The organism is Streptomyces sp. NBC_01214 (genome assembly GCF_026340975.1).
Lineage (GTDB): Bacteria > Actinomycetota > Actinomycetes > Streptomycetales > Streptomycetaceae > Streptomyces.
On record NZ_JAPEOS010000001.1, the window covers coordinates 26436 to 45914 of the forward strand.

Here is a 19479-nt window from a genome sequence, read left to right on the forward strand (position 1 = left end):
GTTGGGGACAGCTTAGGCCAAGGCATTCGCGTGTGTCCGGCGAATGAGAACGTAGGCTGCCCCCTATGGGAAAGAAGCGCTCGGGCGGCGGGCTCACGGGGAGCCAGCAGGCCGCCAAGTTCCTCGGAGTGTCCGTCCTCTCCGGGGTTGTACTGGCCGGCATGGCGATTCCGGCCGCAGGCGCCCTGGGCCTGGCGGCCAAGGGGACGGTCGAGGGGTTCGATGAGATCCCGGCCAATCTCAAGACTCCGCCACTGAGCCAGCGGACCACGATTCTGGACGCCGAGGGTGCCTCGATCGCCACCATCTATTCACGCGACCGTCAAGTGGTCCCGCTCACGGCGATCTCCCCGTACATGCAGAAGGCGATCGTCGCCATCGAGGACTCGCGTTTCTACGAGCACGGTGCGGTCGACCTCAAGGGCATCCTGCGCGCGGTCAACCGCAACGCACAGGAGGGCGGCGCCGCACAGGGCGCCTCCACCCTCACCCAGCAGTACGTGAAGAACGTGTTCGTCGAAGAGGCCGGCGACGACGAGACCAAGGTGCGCGAGGCCCAGGAGAAGAGCCTCGGCCGCAAGATCCGCGAGCTGAAGTACTCGATCCAGGTCGAGGAGGAGCTCGGGAAGAAGAAGATCCTCGAGAACTACCTCAACATCACCTACTTCGGGCAGCAGGCGTACGGAATCGAATCCGCCGCCCAGCGCTACTTCAGCAAGCCGGCCAAGGACCTGACGCTGGAGGAGTCCGCGCTGCTCGCGGGCGTCGTGCAGTCGCCGAGCCGGTACGACCCGGTGAACGACAACCAGGAGGCGACGAAGCGCCGCAACGTCGTCCTGCAGCGGATGGCCGACACCAAGGACGTCTCGCAGGCGGAGGCGGACGCGGCGAAGGCGAAGCCGGTCACCCTCAAGGTGACCAAGCCGAAGAACGGCTGCATCACCGCCGTCAAGGGCGCGGGCTTCTTCTGCGACTACGTGCGCAACACCTTCCTGACCGACCCGGCCTTCGGCAAGACGCGCGAGGAGCGGGCGAAGATCTGGAACCAGGGCGGCCTGACGGTACGCACGACCCTGGACCCCCAGTCACAGGACGCGGCCAACGAGTCGATCAAGGACCACGTCTACCAGGAGGACTCGATCGCGACGGCCGTGACCATGGTCCAGCCGGGTACCGGCCGGGTGCTGGCGATGGGTCAGTCCAAGCCGTACGGCTTCGGGAAGAACGAGACGCAGATCAACTACTCCGTGGACAAGCGGATGGGCGGCTCGAACTTCGGCTTCCAGGTCGGCTCGACCTTCAAGCCGTTCATCGCGGCAGCCGCCATAGAGCGGGGCATGCCGCCGACCAAGGTGTACCAGGCGCCGAACAAGATCGACTATCCGACGCCGATCTCCAAGTGCGACGGCACGCAGTGGCTGAACCTGCCGATCGACGGCAAGATCCAGACGGCGAAGAACGAGACCGAGGACGAGATCGGTCCGTACGCGCTGCGGACGGCGATGGAGAAGTCCATCAACACGTACTTCGTCGAGATGATCGGCGAGATCGGCCTCTGCCCGGTGACGGAGATGACGCAGAAGCTCGGCGTGGTCCCGGCCGACGGCTCCAAGCTCCCCGAGGCACCGTCGATCGCCCTCGGCTCCGCCGAGCTCTCCCCGCTGACGATGGCCAACGCGTACGCGACCTTCGCCAACCGCGGTGTCCACTGCACGCCCGTCGCCATCGAGTCGATCACCGACGCACACGGCAAGGCGCTCGCGGTGCCGAAGTCCAAGTGCGACCGGGCGATGTCCACCGAGACGGCCGACACCATCAACACCCTGCTGCGCGGAGTGGTCGACTCCGGTACCGGTGAGCGGGCCGGTCTGAGCGACCGCGACAGCGCCGGCAAGACCGGTACGACCGACTCCCGCTACAACGCCTGGTTCGTCGGCTACACGCCGAACGTCTCCGGCGCGGTGTGGGTCGGCTCGGGCGGCGCGAAGAAGATCACGATGGAGAACATCGTGATCGGCGGCAAGCCCTTCGAAAAGGTCTTCGGTGGCGGTCTGCCCGGCCCGATCTGGAAGGACGCGGTCAGCGGCGCGCTCTCCGGGCGCGAGTCGGGGAACTTCGTCACGGTCGGCATCCCGGAGCCGACCGTCCCCTCCGGCGGCCCGCGCGGCAACAAGCCGCCCACGACCCCGACCCGGCCCGGCAAGCCCGGCGGTGACGGCAAGCCCGGCGGCCGGCCCGGCGGCCAGACCGGCGGTCAGACCGGCGGGAACAACGGGAACAACGGGGGTGCCACGGGCGCCACGGGCGACGTCCAGCCCCAGCCCCCGTTCCCCGGGATCTCGATCGACCCGAACACCGCCGGAATGATCGGCGGCCGCGACGACCAGTAACGGTCGGCGCGCAGCACTGCACACGAAGAAGGGGAGGGCCCCGGCCGACACCGGCCGGGGCCCTCCCCTCTTTTTCGCTCCGCGGTCCTACGAGAGCTGCTGCTTGACGACGGCGGCGACCCGCCCGCCCTCCGCCAGCCCGGCGACCTTCGGGTTCACGATCTTCATGACGGCGCCCATGGCACGCGGCCCCTCGGCACCCGCGGCCTTGGCCTCCTCGACGGCCGCCGCCACGATCGCCACGAGCTCGTCGTCGCTGAGCTGCTTGGGCAGGTACGTGTCGAGGAACTCGCCCTCCGCGGTCTCGCGCGCGGCCTGCTCGGGACGGCCGCCCTGGGCGAAGGCCTCGGCGGCCTCGCGGCGCTTCTTGGCCTCCTTGGCGATCACCTTGAGGACTTCCTCGTCGGAGAGCACGCGTGCCTCCTTGCCCGCGACCTCCTCCTTGGTGATGGCGGAGAGGGTCAGGCGCAGCGTGGACGAGTGCAGCTCGTCGCGCGCCCTGATGGCGGTCGTGAGGTCTTCCTGGAGCTTGGCCTTGAGCGTGGTCATGCAGGTGAGTCTGCCAGGTGCGGGGGCAGTGGCGCTCACCTGTTTTCCGGGTCTGCGACGATGGGTCCATGCGTGCGCGTTACGGAGTACCCCTGAAGGCGGCTGCCGGAATCGCTGCGGTGGGGGCCGCAGGTGTGGCCTATGCCGCCGGTTTCGAGGCGCGGTCCTTCCGCCTGCGCCGGGTCACGGTGCCTGTCCTTCCCCAGGGGATGCGCCCGCTGCGCGTGCTCCAGGTGTCCGACATCCACATGGTCGGCGGACAGCGCAAGAAACGTGCCTGGCTGCAGTCCCTGGCCGGCCTGCGCCCCGACTTCGTCGTGAACACCGGCGACAACCTCTCCGACACCGAAGGCATCCCCGAGCTGCTCGACGCGCTGGGCCCCCTGATGTCCTTCCCGGGCGTGTACGTCTTCGGGTCGAACGACTACTACGGGCCGCGGCTGCGCAACCCCGGGCGCTACCTGCTCGAGAAGGCGCAGGGCCGGCACGGGCTGAACGGCAACAAGCCGGTCGTCGGTGCCGTCCACAACCCGTGGGAGGAAATGCGGGACGCCTTCGACGCGGCCGGCTGGCTGAACCTCACCAACACCCGGGCGCGGCTGAAGTTGGACGGCCTGGAGCTGGCCTTCACCGGGCTCGACGACCCGCACATCAAGCGGGACCGCTACGCGAGCGTCGCCGGCGGCCCGGAGGCGGACGCGGACTTCTCGATGGCGGTGGTGCACGCCCCGTACCTGCGCGTCCTGGAGTCCTTCACGGCCGACCGGTACCCGCTGATCCTCGCGGGCCACACCCACGGCGGACAGCTGTGCATCCCCTTCTACGGGGCTCTCGTCACCAACTGCGACCTGGACACGAAGCGGGTGAAGGGGCTCTCCACGCACGAGGCGGCGGGCCATCGCGCGTACCTGCACGTCTCGGCCGGCTGCGGCACCAACCGGTTCACGCCGGTCCGCTTCGCGTGCCCGCCGGAGGCGACGCTCCTGACGCTGACCCCGAAGGGATAGAAGGGGTAAAAGGGGTAATACGCTGCCGGGATGACCGCCCCGTCGCGCCTCGTCCCGGTGGTGTTCCGCGGCCTGATCTCCGCGGCGGCCGTGGTGGGGGTGGCCGTCGACTGCGCGTACGGCAGCGTGCCCGTCGTCCTGAGCTACTTCACGATCTGGACGAACGTCCTGGTCGCGGTCGTCCTCGGGCTGTCCGCCGCGCGCGCCTGGCGGCGCCGGCCCGACGTCGCTCCCCTCTACCGGGGCGGGGCCCTCCTCTTCATCCTGATCACCGGGCTCGCCTTCCACCTGGTCCTCGCCAACCCCTCCAGCCCCTTCAACGCGGTCGCGGACCTCGACCGGCTGACCGGCGCGCGGGCCGTGGCCAACCAGCTCCTCCACACGGTCACCCCGGCCGGCGCCCTCCTGGACTTCCTCCTCCTGACGGCCCCGCGCACCCTGCGCCCGCGCCACGCCGCCCTGTGGCTGGCCTACCCGCTGGCGTACGTGACCTTCGCCCTGCTCCGCGGCGCCCTCCTGGCCCCCGGCACCGCGCGCCGGTACACGTACCCCTTCATCGACGCGGCCCGGTACGGCTACGCCCACGTGGCCCTGAACGCGCTGGTCCTGGGCGCGGCCTTCTCCGCACTCGGCCTCGCCCTGGTCGCGGCGGACCGCTTCCGCCCGACGCCTCCCCTGGCCCCGCGACCACTCCGCGAAAACCGGATTTCGTCTCCGGCGAGAGGTCCGCTAAAGTAATCGATGTCGCCAGGACAGCAAGTGCTGCAAGGCGGCGATCGGGGTGTAGCGCAGCTTGGCAGCGCGCTTCGTTCGGGACGAAGAGGTCGTGGGTTCAAATCCCGCCACCCCGACTTCGTAAGACCAGGTCAAGGGCTTGATCCGCATCGCGGGTCAGGCCCTTCCTGCGTCTCAGGTGATCGTTTGGGAGAAATCTGGGAGAAGATCTTGGTCGGCTTCTCCCAAGGGGTAACCGGTGAGGCCGTCTGAAGTGCGGCGGCTGAGCCCACTCGGACCTGCGCGTTCGCGAATGCGGCCCCCGGAGTCGGCCGGGCCGGCCAGTTGGATCTATAGGGGCGCATGCGCAGGGCACGGTCCCCATGGCCGACCGCATCAAGGACCTCAACCGTCATTCCTACAGCCGCTCCACCTTGACGCTGGTTGTCGTCGTGGCACCCTCACAGTGCTGCGCTCAGTCACAACGCGCCCGATGCCCCAGTGCGGGCACGGCACCATGCGCGACCCCTCCCGGTATGACGGGATGCGGTGGCATCATGCTGTCGGTGACGTGCAAGATTCGCCTGTCCGCAGCTGGTGTACACCTGTTCGACCGCGTCTCGGGAGTGAACGTTCTGCTCGACGAGATCCTCGTTCCCGCTGCTCAATTCTCCCGGGCTCCCCGGTACCTGTCCGTCGCGCTGACTAACGCCTGCGAACTCCGCTGCGCCTACTGCTATGCACCCAAGCACGCCGCCGCTCTCGACAGGGAGCGTGTGCTGGCCTGGGCGATCGAACTGGATGCTGCCGGGTGCCTCGGTGTCGGCTTCGGAGGAGGAGAACCGACCGCGTACAGAAGGTTCGCCCAGCTGTGTGCGGACATAGCCCAGTCCACGTCTATGGCGGTGACCTTCACGACTCATGGGCACCGGCTCACACCCGAACTCATCGAATCCCTGCGCGGGGCCGTGCACTTCGTCCGCCTGTCAGTCGACGGGGTCGGAGCCACCTACGAACGGCTCCGCGGCCGACCGTTCGCGGCCGTGGTCCAGGCGGCCGCGTTGCTCGGCTCCCTCGCCCCGTTCGGCATCAACGCCGTCATCAATGCCGACACGGTCGACGAACTCGATGACCTCGCCGAGTTCGCCGACAAGGTAGGCGCGTCGGAACTCCTCCTTCTGCCGGAGCAGCCGACCGCGGCAACTCCCGGCATCAGCGACGCCCACGCTCAGCACCTCGTCGAATGGGCCGCGAGCGCCAAGAACGGGGTTCGGCTCGCGATCTCCCGAACCGGCCTCGAAGCTGCGCTGCCCACGACGACGGCCGTCCCAGGCGAGCACCCCCTCGACGCGCACATGCACGTCGACGCGGCCGGCGTCCTGCGCCCTCACGCCTACGCGCCCACGGGATTGCCAGTCGGAAGTTCCATCATGGAGGCCGTGCAGGCCTTGAGGGAGGCACGATGAGGATCTGGAACGGCTACGGCTCGGAGCACTCGATGGACCTGGTCTTGATCGGCCGATTTCAGACGGTCACCGGTGCCAAGGCAGCAGAGGAGCGCATGGAGGCTCTGAAGGCTCTTGCCGAGAACGCGTGGTCCGATGACGACTGGCAGAGCCCAGGCGAGCGCATGCCTCGCGAACTCGGCGAAGCACTCGCCGAAATGAAGGCGTACGACATGGGGAGGTACGACGTCGACGTCTTCGCCTTTGACCACACTGTCACCCGCACCGGAGAGACGGTCCGGATCTGGACCGACGAGTCCGACGTCCAGGGATTCCTGAAGGCGCTTCTCCACTACGGTGCGAAAGTCGAGATCTTCTCCCGTCACGAATGGGATGAGGACGCGATCACTCGGTCGGATGCAAGCACTCGGAGCGACAGTGGATCTGACTGAGCTGGAACGTCTGCCCGGCGCCGCCGACCGGAACTTCGAAGCGCTCACACGGGCCATCGTCTCCCGCCGCTATGGCGCGCTGGGCACGATGCGGGAACGCCGCAACCAGCCCGGCGTCGAGTTCTACCTGCACGTCGACCACGCCGGTGCTCTCGGCGACCCCGGCCGCGTCTGGGGTTGGTCGTGCAAGTGGTTCATCCTCAACAACAGGAATGAGCTCAGCGCAGACCAGCGCAAGCAGATCGAGGACTCGCTCTCTAAGGCTATCGAGCACGTCGTAGGGCTGACCGACTTTGTGCTCTGCCTTCCAGAGCGGCCCGCCAAGAAGGACGAGACGTGGATCAACGCACTCGGTCAGCAGGCGGTCCGCGTCAAACTCTGGTCCACCGAGAACTACGACGAACAACTCGCGGGACACGACGAGCTCCGCTCCACCTTCTTCGGTGAACTCGCCCTCACCGCAGACGTACTGGCGCAAGCCCACAAGCGATCTGTTGCACCCATCGAGGCCCGGTGGACTCCACAGCTGCACACCTCCCACCACGTGGAGCAACGCATCGACCGGGCCTTGCTGCGCCCGGCGTCGTTCGGGTGGCTGCAGGAGCGCACCGACGACATCGCAGCCCGGATCCAGGCGCTGCGCGGAGCCATCGACGGCCTCGACAACACCTTCCGCCAAGACGCCGTAGAGATTGCCGACGACCTGGACCGATTCGTCGACGACCTGCGGGAGGTCTTTGACGCCGGACGGAGCCTCCGGCCCTGGGAGGTCCGCGAGCGCCTCGCCGCACAGCGGCCGCCCGCAACCTCTCCCCGAACGCTGCGACGCCTGGTGCTCAAACTGAGGCAGCGTCGCCTGCCCGAAGCGCTGCTGGTTACCGGTCTCGGCGCGGAGATCCGCGACATCGTCCAGTGGCTGCACGATACGCGGGCGGACACCGAAGCCCCCCTGCTCGCCGTCATCGCCGCCGCGGGACAGGGCAAGACGCACCTTGCCGCGCAGGTGACCTCACCAAGCGACCAGCCCACGGCAGGAGTCTTCATCCAGGGAGGGAACCTGCGCGCCGGCGGTACCCTCGACGACCTCGCGCGAAGGATCCCCGGACTCAAGGTCGACTACTTCGAGGACCTGCTGGAAGCTCTCAACTCAGCCGGTCACCGAGCCGGCTGCCGGATTCCGTTGATCATCGACGGCCTCAACGAGGCCGAACGGCCCTCGGAGTGGAAGCCACTCCTCGCCGGGCTGACACCTGCCCTGGGGGCCTACCCCCACGTGGCGGTGATCGTCACCCTCCGCGAGACGCTCGCCGACCAGGCCCTCCCGAAGGACACGGTGCACCTGGAACTGGAGTGGCAGCGCGCGGAAGTCGAAGACATCCTCCGCGTCTACTTCCGTCACTACCTGATCAGCCCGGCTGACGCCTGGCTACCGATGGAAGAGTTCCACAACCCGCTCTTCGTCCGCATGTATTGCGAGGCCGCAAACCACGACCGGCGAGTGCCTGTGGGCGTGGAGGCGCTGCCTCAGTCTCTCATCGGTGTCTTCGAGTTGTACCGCAAGGGCGTGGTCGAGCGGCTGGCCCAGGATCCGGCTCGCATCCCGGTGCCGGCCGACCAGATCCAGCGCCGCCTCACGTCTCTGGCGAGACACATGTGGACACACAACGTCCGTCGGCTTCCGTTCGACGAAGCGCGAACAATCCTCGACGCTGACCAGCCGAACTGGGACGAAAGCCTGCTCCGACGCCTCGTAGAGGAGGGAGTGATCTTCCGCGAGGAGATCAGCGGTTCCGACGACACTGAGTGCGGATTCGTCTTTGACCGCCTCGCTGGATACTTGATCGCCGACGCGGTTCTGGTGCGCATTCCCCCCGCGGACGTCAACGAGCAGCTCGCGGAGACAGCTCTCTGGCAGTCCCTCCTGGGCGACCAAGCGCACCCCCTTGGCGAGGACATCGTCATCAGTCTCATCTCACTGCTGCCACGCCGTTTCACCCGGCACCACCTGTGGCGCGTCGCCCCGGATGAGCACCGTTCGTTGGTGCTCGCCCAGGAACTCACCACCGAGTCGGAATTCCTCGACGACGAGACCGTCGACGTGCTCGCAACCACGCTCGTTACCGCGCATCCCAGCAAGCGGAAGGGCCGACCAGCCTTCAGCCGTCTGTGGGAGATCCGCAGGTCTGCCCCACACCGCCTGAATGCCGTATTCCTCGACCGCGTCCTGCGCCAGCTGCCCCTTCCGGAACGTGACCTGCGCTGGACCGAATGGGCTCGAGGCCAGGCTCCAGGCCGGCTAACAGCAGACCTGGAACGAGCAATCGTCAGGTGGTCCGGAAACAGCAATCGCGCCGAGAGCGACGATCTGGACGCACTGGCCATCGCCTGGCTACTGACTTCCACGGACACGAGCTTGCGGGACCTGGCGACGAAAGCCCTGCAGCGCTACGGCCGGCCAGAACCCAAGCGGCTGTTCGACCTCGCCACCCGGATGCTCGATATCGATGACCCTTACGTCGTCGAACGGGTGGTCGCCGCAGCGTTCGGCGCCGTCAGCGCCCACCAGATGCCAGATCCCGGCGGACCGCTCGAAGGCGCGCTGCGGGACTGGCTAGTGCAACTGCGCCGCTTCCTCGACGGCGGGACCACACCTACCTCCCATGAGCAACTGCGCGGCCACGTACGGGCCACCTATGAACTCGCCGGCGCTCTCCACCCTGCCGTCGTCCCGGACGAGATCGACGCCTTCGCGCCTAGGTTCGCTGCCGTGGCGCCCGCTGAGGTGATGGAGGACGACGACCCCAACGCCGAAGAGTGCGCCCGCACCTTCGGCATGGACTTCGAGAACTACATCATCGGGTCCGCCATCAACGGCAGGAACAACTACGACTTCGCCCACCCGGACTACCGCAGGGCCCGCGCCGAGGTCATGGCCCGGGTCTGGGAACTGGGCTGGCGCGAGGCGGAATTCGGCAGCGTTGACCAGTCCATTGCTGCGAACGCCGAGCGGTCTTACAGCTCCAAGAGGAGGGTGGAGCGGTACGGCAAGAAGTACGGCTGGATCGCCTACCACGAAATGATTGGCCGCCTCGTGGATGTGGGCCGCGCACCGGCCTCCTTCGACGACGCAGAACGCTTGATGCCCGACATCGACCCGACCTTCCCCGACAGGCCACCGGTGGCACCCATGCCTCTTCCCCTGTGGGCCCCCGTGGAACCGACCGACGACCGGACTTGGCTTACCTCGGGGACAGTGGATGTCCCAGACCAGCTGTGGTCACCCGAGGAGATCCACGGAGTGAAGGGCGGCTGGTGCCTAGTTGAGGGGTACTTGAACCACCGTCACGACGGGCGGACCGTGTTCGGGTTCTTCCGGACTCTCCTGCTGGAGCCGGAGAATGCGGAACCCGCCCAACAGCTCGCCAGGGAGCACGAGTATCCGGGAAACCACTTCTTCCCTCCCCTGCCGATGGTCCGCAACGTGCTGGCCGCTGAGATGCCGTGGAGCCCCCGGTTCGAGCTGCCCCTCGACGACGATGCCTCAGGCGTCTTCCCGTACCGAGCGCTGCGTCGCGACTGGCAGGACGACGGCATCGGGCTCGACCAGATCGCTGTGGAGTTCGCCCCCGACAGCGCTTCGGAGATCGGACTCGGCGGAAGCTTTGACGTGCCGTCGTTCGAGTTCGCTGCCAAGTTCGGTCTGCGCCAACTGCCCGGCACGGTCGACCTCGTGGGCCTGGATGGCCAGCGCGCCTCCGCAGTCCTCCGCGCGGACAAGCCCTGGCGCGGCCACCTGCTCTTCCTGCGCCGTGATCTTGTCGAAGCCTTCGCTGGTGATCGCCGGATCATGCAGGTGGCGTGGGGCGAGCGCGAGGTGGCCACCGACTGGAGCTCTGTTCCTTCCTGGATTCGCACGGTGCACCGCAGCTATGCGCATGTGTGGCGCCACATCCGAATGCTCGGGGCGGATCAGCGCAGTGCGGGGAACTAACGGGTCATGCTCCAGGTGGGCGGCCATCAAGTCGTGGAGGTCAGCAGGTACACGTATCGCTGGCGCGGGAACAAGCCCCTCGTGGTAGGGGACCGCGTCCTGCTGCCTGAGAACTACGTAAGCCGGATGAAGGACGGCCCCGGCCCCACGGCAGGCGCAGTGACCAAGCTGGGCACTACCTACGGCGGCCCACTGTCCGACATCGTCGAGCGAGCACCGGCGGCCGGAGGGCAGGACCCATCGGACCCGGTCACCGGGTGAGGACGGGGCCCAACTCGTCCCGGCCGGGCACCCCAGTCAGGCCTTAGCCACCAGCAGCTGGTCGAGGACGGCAACCGGTGACCTCGGGCTCATCGCCCGACGGGCTTCGAGGGATGCCTCCCACTGGTCGGTGAGGCCAAGCGTGAGGCGTCGGCGCATACCCGGGGTCACGTGGGCATAGCGGGCGGAGACCGAGCCGTCGAGGTGGCCCATGCGCTCGTCCATGAGCACCTTCTCCGTGCCGAGGTCTTCCATCACGGTCCGGTGGGTGTGACGCAGGCCGTGTGGGGTGAGCCCCTTGGCAATGGGCAGCCAGCACGCGTCGGCGCGGCCCTGGGAGTTTCGTCCCCGGACTGGGATGCCTGGCCAGGGTTCGCCGACGATCGGAACCGGGCGAGCCTCCTGCGGAGCCTTCCGTGGGTACCAGCCGTCAGCAGCCGGCCGAAAGAGCCAGGTCGCGAAGCCGTTGCGGCGCCAGTGGGCGGCTGGGTCACTGGATGCCGGTCCGTTGCGGATGAATCCGAGCTCAGCAATGGCGAGCTCGACGCGGATACGGGTCTCTTCGCGGACTCGGTCCGGATGGTTGAAAACGTTGGAGACCGTGCCGGTGGAGACGCCCGCGTGACGAGCCACGTCAACCAGCTTCGCACCGTGATGGCCACCGGTGCGGGCTGTCCCAAGCCCGCGATAGACGTAGGTCCTGCCGTGACAAGGGCAGGACCGCGGCTTCGTACGGGCGACGTGGTCGGCGACCAGGGCGGACAACCAGTCCATCGTGTCGATGGTGCGGTAACTGTCGTCCTTGGGCGGGCAACGCACGAACTCGCCGTTGTCCAGCTCGTACAGCTGCCACTCGACCCGCACGGAATCGCGGCGGACGAACTCCGTCTCCAGCCCGACGATCTCGGCCCAGCGCATGCCGGTGTACCCCTTGTGCACCACAGCGACGAACTCGTCATCACGGCCGGAGAGAAGGGCAGCCCGCTCGGCGGTCAACAAGACGCCGAGGGCATCGGTGATGACCTTCTCCGGTCCTCGGTCCCGCGAACGGCCGGCGCGCTTGCCTCGGCCACGACGCCTGGCCGCCGGGTTGGCAGAGATCAGACCCTCATCGATCGCGTCCTCGAAGATCAGGTGGAGCGTCGAGCGCCAGGTTTTGACGCTGGAGGCCGCGTACGCGGCTTTCTCGCTCTTCTCCCAGGCGTCGACGTCCCTGCGCAGTATCGCGGCAAGTGCCTTGTCCTCGAAGGCGGGGAGCAGGTGCTCCTCGATGTGGCGCCGGTAGTTCTGCATGGTGGAGGCGGCCAGGTCCTGGTCGTCGTACCAGCGGCTGGCGTACTCGCCGAACGTCTCCTGACCTAGCGACGGGTCACGCCAGCTGCCACGCCGGACCTTGGCCTCTTCCTCGTCGGCCGCCTGCTTGGCCTCCCGCTTGGTGGCGAACTTGACCACCGTGCCGGTCGGGTCGGCGACTGTGCCGTACTTGCCGTCCTCGATCTTGTACCGGCCCCGCCAGTAGCCGGCGCGCCTTTCGCCGTATCCCACGGTTCTCCTCTGGTTGCGATGACTGTGTGGTGTGGGTCCTTCTCGCAGCGGTTACGCGGCGCTGCCGTACTGGGACTTGAGCGCCCGTCGCGGAGGCCGGGCCATCAACCGCGGAGCGGACACAGTCGGGTCGGGCTTCCGGGGAGCCACGGCGGCCTTCGGCCGGGGGAGCGCATCAGCGGAGTGCCTTGGGGTGGCACGGGCGGGGCGCTGCTCGTGAAGGCGGACGATGTCGGCGAGGTGGTTCGCAGTGAACCGGTACGCGCCACCGACGTACGTGAACGGAATGAGGCGTCGGCGGGCCCGATCCTTGACCCACCAGGCAGAGCAGCCAAGAGCGGCAGCGATCTCCTCGGGGCGGAACAGACGGGGCAGAGCGAGCAAGCTGGCCTCTTCGGGCAAAGGTGGTCCTTCTCTGGTGTGTAGCGGGTTGGAGGTTCGGTCACGCGACGGCGAGGCTCTGGCGCGAACGTCGCTGAGCGTCTGCGGCGTGAGGGGGTGGACGCCGGCACGGCTCGCTATGGGGCCCCGTGGAGTAGGACGAGCGGGGAGACGCCGAGGGCGGCGGCGATGGCGACGAGGTCATCGACGTCGCAGCGGCGGCGTCGGCGTTCGATGCGGGAAATCGTCGTGACGGTCATGGGCTGGCCCAGCGCGGTGGCACGGGCTGCCAGCTGGCACTGGGCGACACCGCGGGCAGTGCGGGCTCGCTCGATGGCGGAGGCAACCCTTTTCCCGGCCGGACCGATTTCTAGAGGTGTTGGAGGCATGCATATTTTGTAACTCTGGATCCCCGGTTTGGGCAACCGGGGATCTGCTGCTACATTCCCCCGCTTTGTTGTCAGGTTCCGTACCCTGCCGCCGAAAAATTGCGAAACATAGCAGCGGATCCCCGGTTGACCAAATGATGGACTGTCAGGTCCTCCGACTGGAGAGCTGGCCGTACGTCGCACCCTTCCAACCTGCACAGATGCCACGCCTGGAGAGATCAGGCGGGGTGCGGCGGAATCATTGCCGAGGCGTTGCGACTTGCCCTATTCGTCCCACCAATTCCCCAAGCTATTTGGTCAACCGGGGATTCGGGTTTACCGTTTTTACACACCCACAAGGACATGTTCGCCGCGAGCTGTTTGCTTTCTCGGTGGAATGCTGGACTTACGCGAACCAATGTGGCTGTCTTGTCCATGCACCCCCGAACGCTGACCCCGGGGGACACGGCAAGCCCCGGCACTCCAAGGCCGGGCAGCGAAGCTGCCAGCACCGCACGCCCGCAGGCCGCAACCGTCAAACCGCACCCTCCCCTCCCCCACCCGAAGCGGGCTACCCCCTGCCCGCCCTTACCAAGGAGCCGCCACCCGATGAGTCACGACGCCCGCGCATGGGTGTGGGACCACAGCCGCAGCAAGGGAACCGCCCGCATGATCCTCGTGCTGATCGCCGACCGATGCGTCGATGGCCGCTGCATCGCGTACGCCTCGGTCCCCGCCCTCATGAAGCGGGCAAACGCCTCCCGCAGCGCCGTGCGGGAGGCCCTCGACAAACTGATCGCCAGCGGCGAGCTGGCGTGGATCGAGGATCGCAAGGGCCCTCGCGGCGAGAGGTACTACCACCTCCCCGACGCGGCTCGGTTCCTCGCCGAGCAGGCCACAGCGAGGGACCGGGATCCGGCCCCCACCGGGCCGGAATCCAGCCCGTCGAAGCCACTTGCAGAGGGGCCGGAAACTGGCCCCGGGGACCGGAATCCAAACCCTGGGGGGACCGGATTCCAGCCCGGCCGGGGGCCGGAATCCGACCCCCAGAACAGTAGAGAACTAAAGATGAACGGTAGTAAGAGCAGCAGCTCCCCGCTCATCCCCGCCGCCCAGTGGCACATCGACGACGCCACCGAGACGTGGCTGCGGCAACAAGGCCACCTCGACCGGCTCGGCGAGCAAGCCCTGCGAGCGGCTGACGAGAAGTGGCGCAACTACCGGGCGGTCTGGGGACCGCGCAACGCCGCTGCCTGGTCCGCCGACTGGCGCGAGTGGATCACCCGCGAACACACTCCCGCTCCTGGCCGCCCGCACCTGCGCTCCCTGCCAGGCGGCGCCTCCACCGGTCCTGCGACCGGAAGGACCCGCGCCGAACAGCACACCAGCGCCCTGCTCGACGCCCTCACCGAGCTCGAAGCCCACGACACCCCTACCGGAACGGAATAACTACCCTGGACCTCCGAGAGATCGCCCTCCTGCTCGCCTACGTCGGACGCCTCGACACCCGCACCGCCCACACGGACAGCGGCACTGCCCGTGACGAGATCGCCCAGTGGCACGAAATCCTGGCCGACGTTCCCTTCACCGCCCAAGGCTGGGACGTCCGCGAAGCGGTAACGGCACACACCCGCACCTCCGGATTTCGGATCCTGCCGGTGGACATCGCCCGCCAGTGGGACGCCTACCGCCGCGACCGCCTGGCACGGCACACCGATCCCCTCCCGGTCGCGGATCCGGATGACGTGACCGCATACCTATCCGAACTGCGCGGAAACCGGCGCGCCGTCGCGGTCGGCGAGACAGCACCGTCCACCCTCCACGAGCTCACCGCCGGCCCGCACCCCGACGTCGAGGCCCGCCTGCGCTCCGTCGGATCCGTAATCCCTCCAGCGGTACGCGCCCAGCTCGCGCCCTACCGGTCCGGTTGTGCGGGCCGCGAAGCCGTCACCGCCACGGCTCCCACCCGGCATTCGGCCCCGCCACGCCCGACCACCGGCGTGGCGGGCGGCATCGGCACTCCCCCTTCGGGTCCCGCTCGCTCCAGCAGACGCTGAGCCGCCCCCACACGTACTGGTCCGGCCTCTGGGTCGGCCACCCACCGTGCTCCTGGTCTCGTCGCAACGGCCTCGCCCGCCTCCGGCGCCGCCTCCCCGCCTCATCGCCATCACCACACCTCCCGCCCGCGCCCGCATGGCGCGGGCGGGTCTCCGGAGACCCCTGCATGACACCACTCGCCCTGCCCGCACTCGGGCACTGGAACACCACGTCCCTCACTCTCATCGCCCTCGCACTGACCTGCTCTGCCCTGCTGATCAGGCGGCTGGTACAGCAACGCAAGCGCCGAGACAGCGGCAAGCGCAAGCCTGGATCGCCCGCCGTCACCATCGCCGCGCTGGCCGCGGTTGGCTGCACCGCGTACAGCGCCGACACCAGCTGGCGGTTCGCCGCCGACTACCTGGACATGAGCGGCACGGCCGAACGCGCCGCCATGTTCGCCGCCGCGGAGTTCGCCCTGTTCGCTACGGCGCTGCTGGCACGGCAGAACCTCCACGGCCCCAAGCAGGCACCCGGCTTGCCGGGCACCCTGACCTGGGTGATCACCACCGTGCAGGTGATCCCCGCGTATGCCGAGTCCGGCCTGGTCGGCGGCACCGTGCGAGCCTTCGTGGGCCCGGTCCTGGCCGCACTGCTCTGGCACCAGGCCATGGGCATCGAGCTACGCCTCCACAAGCCGGAAGCCGCCTCCCACAGCATCCTCGCCCGGACCGGCCGCGAGATACGTGAACGCCTGCTCTCCCGCCTGGGCATCGCCGAACGCGATCGCGACGCGGCACAGATCACCCGCGACCGCGCCACCCGAAAGGCCGTCGCCCTGGCCGCACGCCTCGCCGAGCGCACCCCCAAGCAGCGCAGCGGGTGGCGCGGCCGGCGCATCGCACGGCGGTTGTCACGGGCCGTCTCCCAAGCCGCGGTAGGTAACGACGATCGCCAGCTCCGCGACCTGCTCCAGCAGCTCGCGGCCCGCCGCCACGCAGTAGCGCTGGCGACCATCGAGCTGCCTTCGCCCTGGACCGAGTCCAGCTCTGACCGGAACGTCGCACCCTCCGTCGAGCCGAGGCGTTCGCCCAGCCGATCGGGCACCGACAACAGCACGGAAGAGGAGGAAGCCCGGGAACACCCCGATCCCAACGCTCACCCCGAAGGCTCGCCACCTACATCCGTGCAGCCCCACCTGCCCCTGCACGAAACGATCCCTGCCCCCGACGGCATGGAGCCGTCTGCTGAGAAGGGCGGTCCTACGACGCAACGCTACGGTCGCCCTCCCGGCGCCGAAATGGACGAGTTGCTCGTCATCGGCCGCCAGGCCATAGCAGTGCACGGAAAGCCCACCCGAGCTGTCTTGCGGGACGCCGTGCACGCTGCCGGGCTCCCCATCGCCGAGGACCGGCTCACCGAGCTCAGGGCACTGCTGCTCACGGAACAGGACAGCGGTACCAGCGCTCCCAGCGACTGACCGGATCTCCGGTCAGCCACGAAACACCGGAACGGGGACTACGGATCAGCGGCTCCAGCTGGTCTGTAGTCGTTCTACTTGCCCGACCGCGCAAGCAGTAGCCCGGCCCGCCTTCCCTCCTCCCGAACGCCGCGAGGCGCGGCTGCCGCCAAACTGCTCGCCCACCTCACCTAATCCACCTCCACACAAGGAGCTCCTTCCATCCACGATCAGCCCGCCATAGCCACCCACCACGCACAGCAGCAATCAGCCCCCACCCCAGCCACCGACCGGGGAGCCAGTAGTACCCCGAGTCCGACTCAAGGCCGGCCTTCGGGGATCTCCGCCCCGGGGGTGGCGGAGACGGCCCAGCGCCAGGGGGCGCCGGACCGTGATGTCGGGTCCGAGGGCGGCCCCGGCCAGGACACGCTCCACGCCGTCCAGCGCGAGATCCTCCAAGTCGAACGCAACGCCGAGCCCACCGCCGACGAGCCGACGGTCAAGAGCGTCCAGCCCACGATCCGCCGCTTCACCGGCCACAAGCGCGGCGACCGGGTCGGCCCGCTGCGCTTCACCGACGACGAACGCCCCCGCCTCCAAGAGGCCGCCGCCGAGCACGGCTACAAAGGCGAATCCGGCTTCGCCGCCGACATCGTCCTCGCCTTCATCAACGGCCGGTTCACCGCCAACCTGCCCCTGTCCGAAGACCGGCGCCGCATACACGTCTTCCGCGCCCAGGTCCTGCGCCAGTGCAACCGCATCGGCGTCAACATCAACCAGATCGCCCGCGCCCTGAACAGCGACCTCACCCCGCCCGACATACGCCAGCGCCTCGACGAGCTCCACGACCTGCTCACCCTGATCGCCGAGACCCTGCGCGAACCCGCCAATCCGCAGGAGGTCCGACAGCCGTGATAGCTGCCATCAAGCCCTCCGGCGCCAACACCCGTGGTCTGCTCGCCTACCTCTACGGCCCGGGCCGCCACGACGAGCACACCGACCCGCACATCGTGGCCGGCTTCGCCATGCTTGCGATGCCCGACCCCGGCCGCGACGAGAACGCCACCCTCACCCAGCTCGCCCGCTACCTCGACGAACCCGTACGCCTCCGCAACAGCGAGTTCGGCAAGAAGATCACCGACCACGTCTGGCACTGCCCCGTCCGCGCAGCCCCCGAGGACCGCCACCTCTCCGACGCCGAGTGGGGCGAGATCGCCCAGCGCATCGTTGCCGCGGCCGGCATCGCCCCCGAGGGCGACGACCTGGCCTGCCGCTGGATCGCCGTACGCCACGCCGACGACCACATCCACATCCTCGCCACCACCGTCCGCGAAGACGGCCGCCGCCCCAAGCTCCACGACAGCGGCATCCGCGTCGGCGACGCATGCCGACAGATCGAGAAGGACTACGGCCTGCGCCGCCTCAAGAAGGGCGACCGCACCGGGACCCGCGCCCCCACCCAGGCCGAGATGCACAAGGCCCAACGCCTCGGCTGGGAACAGACGAGCCGCGAATGGCTCCAGGACCGCATCCGCGCCGCCATCCCCCACGCCCGCACGGCCGAGGAACTCCTCGCCTACCTCGAAGCCGACGGCATCGCGGTCAAGGCCCGGCGCGGCCCCTCCGGAGACCTCCTCGGCTACGCCGCCGGCCGCCCCGGCGACCTCAACAAGGACGGCGAACAGATCTTCCACCCCGGCGGGAAGATCGCCCCCGACCTCACCCTCCCCAAACTCCGGGACCGCCTCGAAGCCGGCCAGCCCGAGGAACACCCCACCGCCCGCCGCAACCAGCCCGCCACCCCCTGGCACAGGGCCACCGAAGCCCTCGACACCTTCCGCACCGACCTCACCGATGACACGCACGCCCAGGCACACATCACCGCCCTCGGCGAACTCCTCGAAGCCGCCGCACAGAAAGTCCCCATTCACCTCCACACCGAACTCCAGTCCGCATCGCAGGCGTTCGCACGCGCCCAGCGCTCCCAGATCCGGGCAGAAGACCGCGCCGCCCACGCCATCCGCAACGCGGCCCGCGACATCGTCCACACCGCCACCGGCCCCGACGGCAGCGCCCTCGCCGCACTCATCGCAGCCCTCCTGTGGGCCGGGATCATCGCCGGTCGCTGGCATGAGGCCAAGGGTCACGCCCACCAGGCCGACGCCGCCCGCCAAGCCCTCCACCACCTGCAGGCAGCCGCCGGTCAAGCCCTCACACCCACGCTCGTCGTACTCGAACAGCGTCAGCCGAGGGAGGAAACCCGGCGCGCCCTCGCCCACGACGTACGCGCCGCTGTCCCCGACCAGGCCGACCGGATCCTCACCGACCCCAGCTGGGCCGCCCTCGCCGCACTTCTGGCCGACGCCGAAGCCGGTGGCCACCAGCCCCACCAGCTCCTGAAGGAAGCCGCAGCCCAGCGCGAACTAAGCACAGCCCGCCAACCGGCCCGCGTCCTGATCACCCGCCTCCAGCACACCAGCCGCAACCCCAGCCCCAACCCCCGTGCCGAAGCAGCCCGCCGACGCACAACGGCATCGTGGACCGGCCAGCCGGGACACGGCACGCAGCCGCCCACCGCGCCCGCGACCCCGCCGAACCGCCCACGACGCTGACCTCTAAGGCGCCCCCACTCGGCGCCCCATGCTGTGCCAGATGGGCCCTCCCAAGGGGCAGCTCGACCGGCCAACTTGTGCACCGTTACCCGGGCGAAAGCGGAGAGGACGTACCCGCACGAACCCCTCGTGCTCGCAGATGGGGCCGACACATATAGCCGACGAACCCCGGTCAGCCAAACCGGGGATTCTCCAGACCATGGATACACCTACCCACCCCCCTCCTTAGGGAGCGCCTCCATGCCCGCAGTCACCCCTCGCCCTCACG

The 19479-nt window shown here is 68.6% G+C and carries 15 protein-coding genes and 1 tRNA gene; 12 read left to right on the top strand and 4 right to left on the bottom strand.

Annotated elements, in window-relative coordinates:
- Positions 1 to 65 precede the first annotated feature (65 nt).
- Positions 66 to 2390 (top strand): transglycosylase domain-containing protein, encoded by a 2325-nt coding sequence (locus OG594_RS00125; protein WP_266594477.1) that lies wholly within the window; start codon positions 66 to 68, stop codon positions 2388 to 2390.
- 87 nt (positions 2391 to 2477) lie between these two features.
- Here OG594_RS00125 and OG594_RS00130 read toward each other — a convergent pair whose 3' ends face one another.
- On the bottom strand, positions 2478 to 2939 hold the full coding sequence (locus OG594_RS00130; protein WP_030009270.1) for a GatB/YqeY domain-containing protein: 462 nt from the start codon (positions 2937 to 2939) through the stop codon (positions 2478 to 2480).
- A 68-nt stretch (positions 2940 to 3007) separates the two neighbouring features.
- Between OG594_RS00130 and OG594_RS00135 the strand changes: the two genes are divergently transcribed.
- The 6 genes from OG594_RS00135 (at position 3008) to OG594_RS00160 (ending at position 10548) form a co-directional block, all read left to right on the top strand.
- Positions 3008 to 3946: a metallophosphoesterase gene (locus OG594_RS00135; protein ID WP_266594478.1), complete on the top strand. Its 939-nt coding sequence runs from the start codon at positions 3008 to 3010 to the stop codon at positions 3944 to 3946.
- Between the two features lie 30 nt (positions 3947 to 3976).
- A complete protein-coding gene (locus OG594_RS00140) occupies positions 3977 to 4684 on the top strand; it encodes a Pr6Pr family membrane protein (protein WP_266594479.1) in 708 nt (235 codons plus the stop codon).
- A gap of 39 nt (positions 4685 to 4723) precedes the next feature.
- Positions 4724 to 4797: transfer RNA gene (locus OG594_RS00145), tRNA-Pro, on the top strand.
- A gap of 420 nt (positions 4798 to 5217) precedes the next feature.
- Positions 5218 to 6126, top strand: a complete 909-nt coding sequence (locus OG594_RS00150; protein WP_266594480.1) for a radical SAM protein — start codon at positions 5218 to 5220, stop codon at positions 6124 to 6126.
- On the top strand, positions 6123 to 6557 hold the full coding sequence (locus tag OG594_RS00155; protein WP_266594481.1) for a DUF6375 family protein: 435 nt from the start codon (positions 6123 to 6125) through the stop codon (positions 6555 to 6557). The genes OG594_RS00150 and OG594_RS00155 overlap by 4 nt, the downstream gene beginning before the upstream one ends.
- Positions 6544 to 10548: an NACHT domain-containing NTPase gene (locus OG594_RS00160; RefSeq protein WP_266594482.1), complete on the top strand. Its 4005-nt coding sequence runs from the start codon at positions 6544 to 6546 to the stop codon at positions 10546 to 10548. The genes OG594_RS00155 and OG594_RS00160 overlap by 14 nt, the downstream gene beginning before the upstream one ends.
- 297 nt (positions 10549 to 10845) lie before the next feature.
- On the opposite strand, the gene OG594_RS00165 is transcribed toward OG594_RS00160, so the two are convergent.
- The 3 genes from OG594_RS00165 to OG594_RS00175 form a co-directional block, all read right to left on the bottom strand.
- Entirely contained in the window at positions 10846 to 12354 is a 1509-nt protein-coding gene (locus OG594_RS00165; RefSeq protein WP_266594483.1) for a LacI family DNA-binding transcriptional regulator, read from the bottom strand.
- Positions 12355 to 12405: 51 nt separating this feature from the next.
- Complete coding sequence (locus tag OG594_RS00170) at positions 12406 to 12729, bottom strand: DNA-binding protein (protein ID WP_266602487.1); 324 nt, start codon at positions 12727 to 12729, stop codon at positions 12406 to 12408.
- Positions 12730 to 12872: 143 nt separating this feature from the next.
- Positions 12873 to 13124, bottom strand: a complete 252-nt coding sequence (locus OG594_RS00175; RefSeq protein ID WP_266594484.1) for a helix-turn-helix domain-containing protein — start codon at positions 13122 to 13124, stop codon at positions 12873 to 12875.
- A 588-nt stretch (positions 13125 to 13712) separates the two neighbouring features.
- On the opposite strand from OG594_RS00175, the gene OG594_RS00180 reads away from it, so the two are divergent.
- The 5 genes from OG594_RS00180 to OG594_RS00200 all read left to right on the top strand — a co-directional run bounded on the left by OG594_RS00180 (position 13713) and on the right by OG594_RS00200 (position 19211).
- Positions 13713 to 14552 (top strand): helix-turn-helix domain-containing protein, encoded by an 840-nt coding sequence (locus tag OG594_RS00180; protein WP_266594485.1) that lies wholly within the window; start codon positions 13713 to 13715, stop codon positions 14550 to 14552.
- Positions 14553 to 14761: 209 nt separating this feature from the next.
- Positions 14762 to 15160: a hypothetical protein gene (locus OG594_RS00185; protein WP_266594486.1), complete on the top strand. Its 399-nt coding sequence runs from the start codon at positions 14762 to 14764 to the stop codon at positions 15158 to 15160.
- A gap of 167 nt (positions 15161 to 15327) precedes the next feature.
- Positions 15328 to 16620 (top strand): hypothetical protein, encoded by a 1293-nt coding sequence (locus OG594_RS00190; RefSeq protein WP_266594487.1) that lies wholly within the window; start codon positions 15328 to 15330, stop codon positions 16618 to 16620.
- Positions 16621 to 16953: 333 nt separating this feature from the next.
- On the top strand, positions 16954 to 17514 hold the full coding sequence (locus tag OG594_RS00195; protein WP_266594488.1) for a MobC family plasmid mobilization relaxosome protein: 561 nt from the start codon (positions 16954 to 16956) through the stop codon (positions 17512 to 17514).
- The gene (locus OG594_RS00200; RefSeq protein WP_266594489.1) at positions 17511 to 19211 is read left to right on the top strand and encodes a mobilization protein; all 1701 of its coding nucleotides are present in this window, start codon (positions 17511 to 17513) and stop codon (positions 19209 to 19211) included. The genes OG594_RS00195 and OG594_RS00200 overlap by 4 nt, the downstream gene beginning before the upstream one ends.
- The last annotated feature ends 268 nt before the right edge of the window (positions 19212 to 19479 follow it).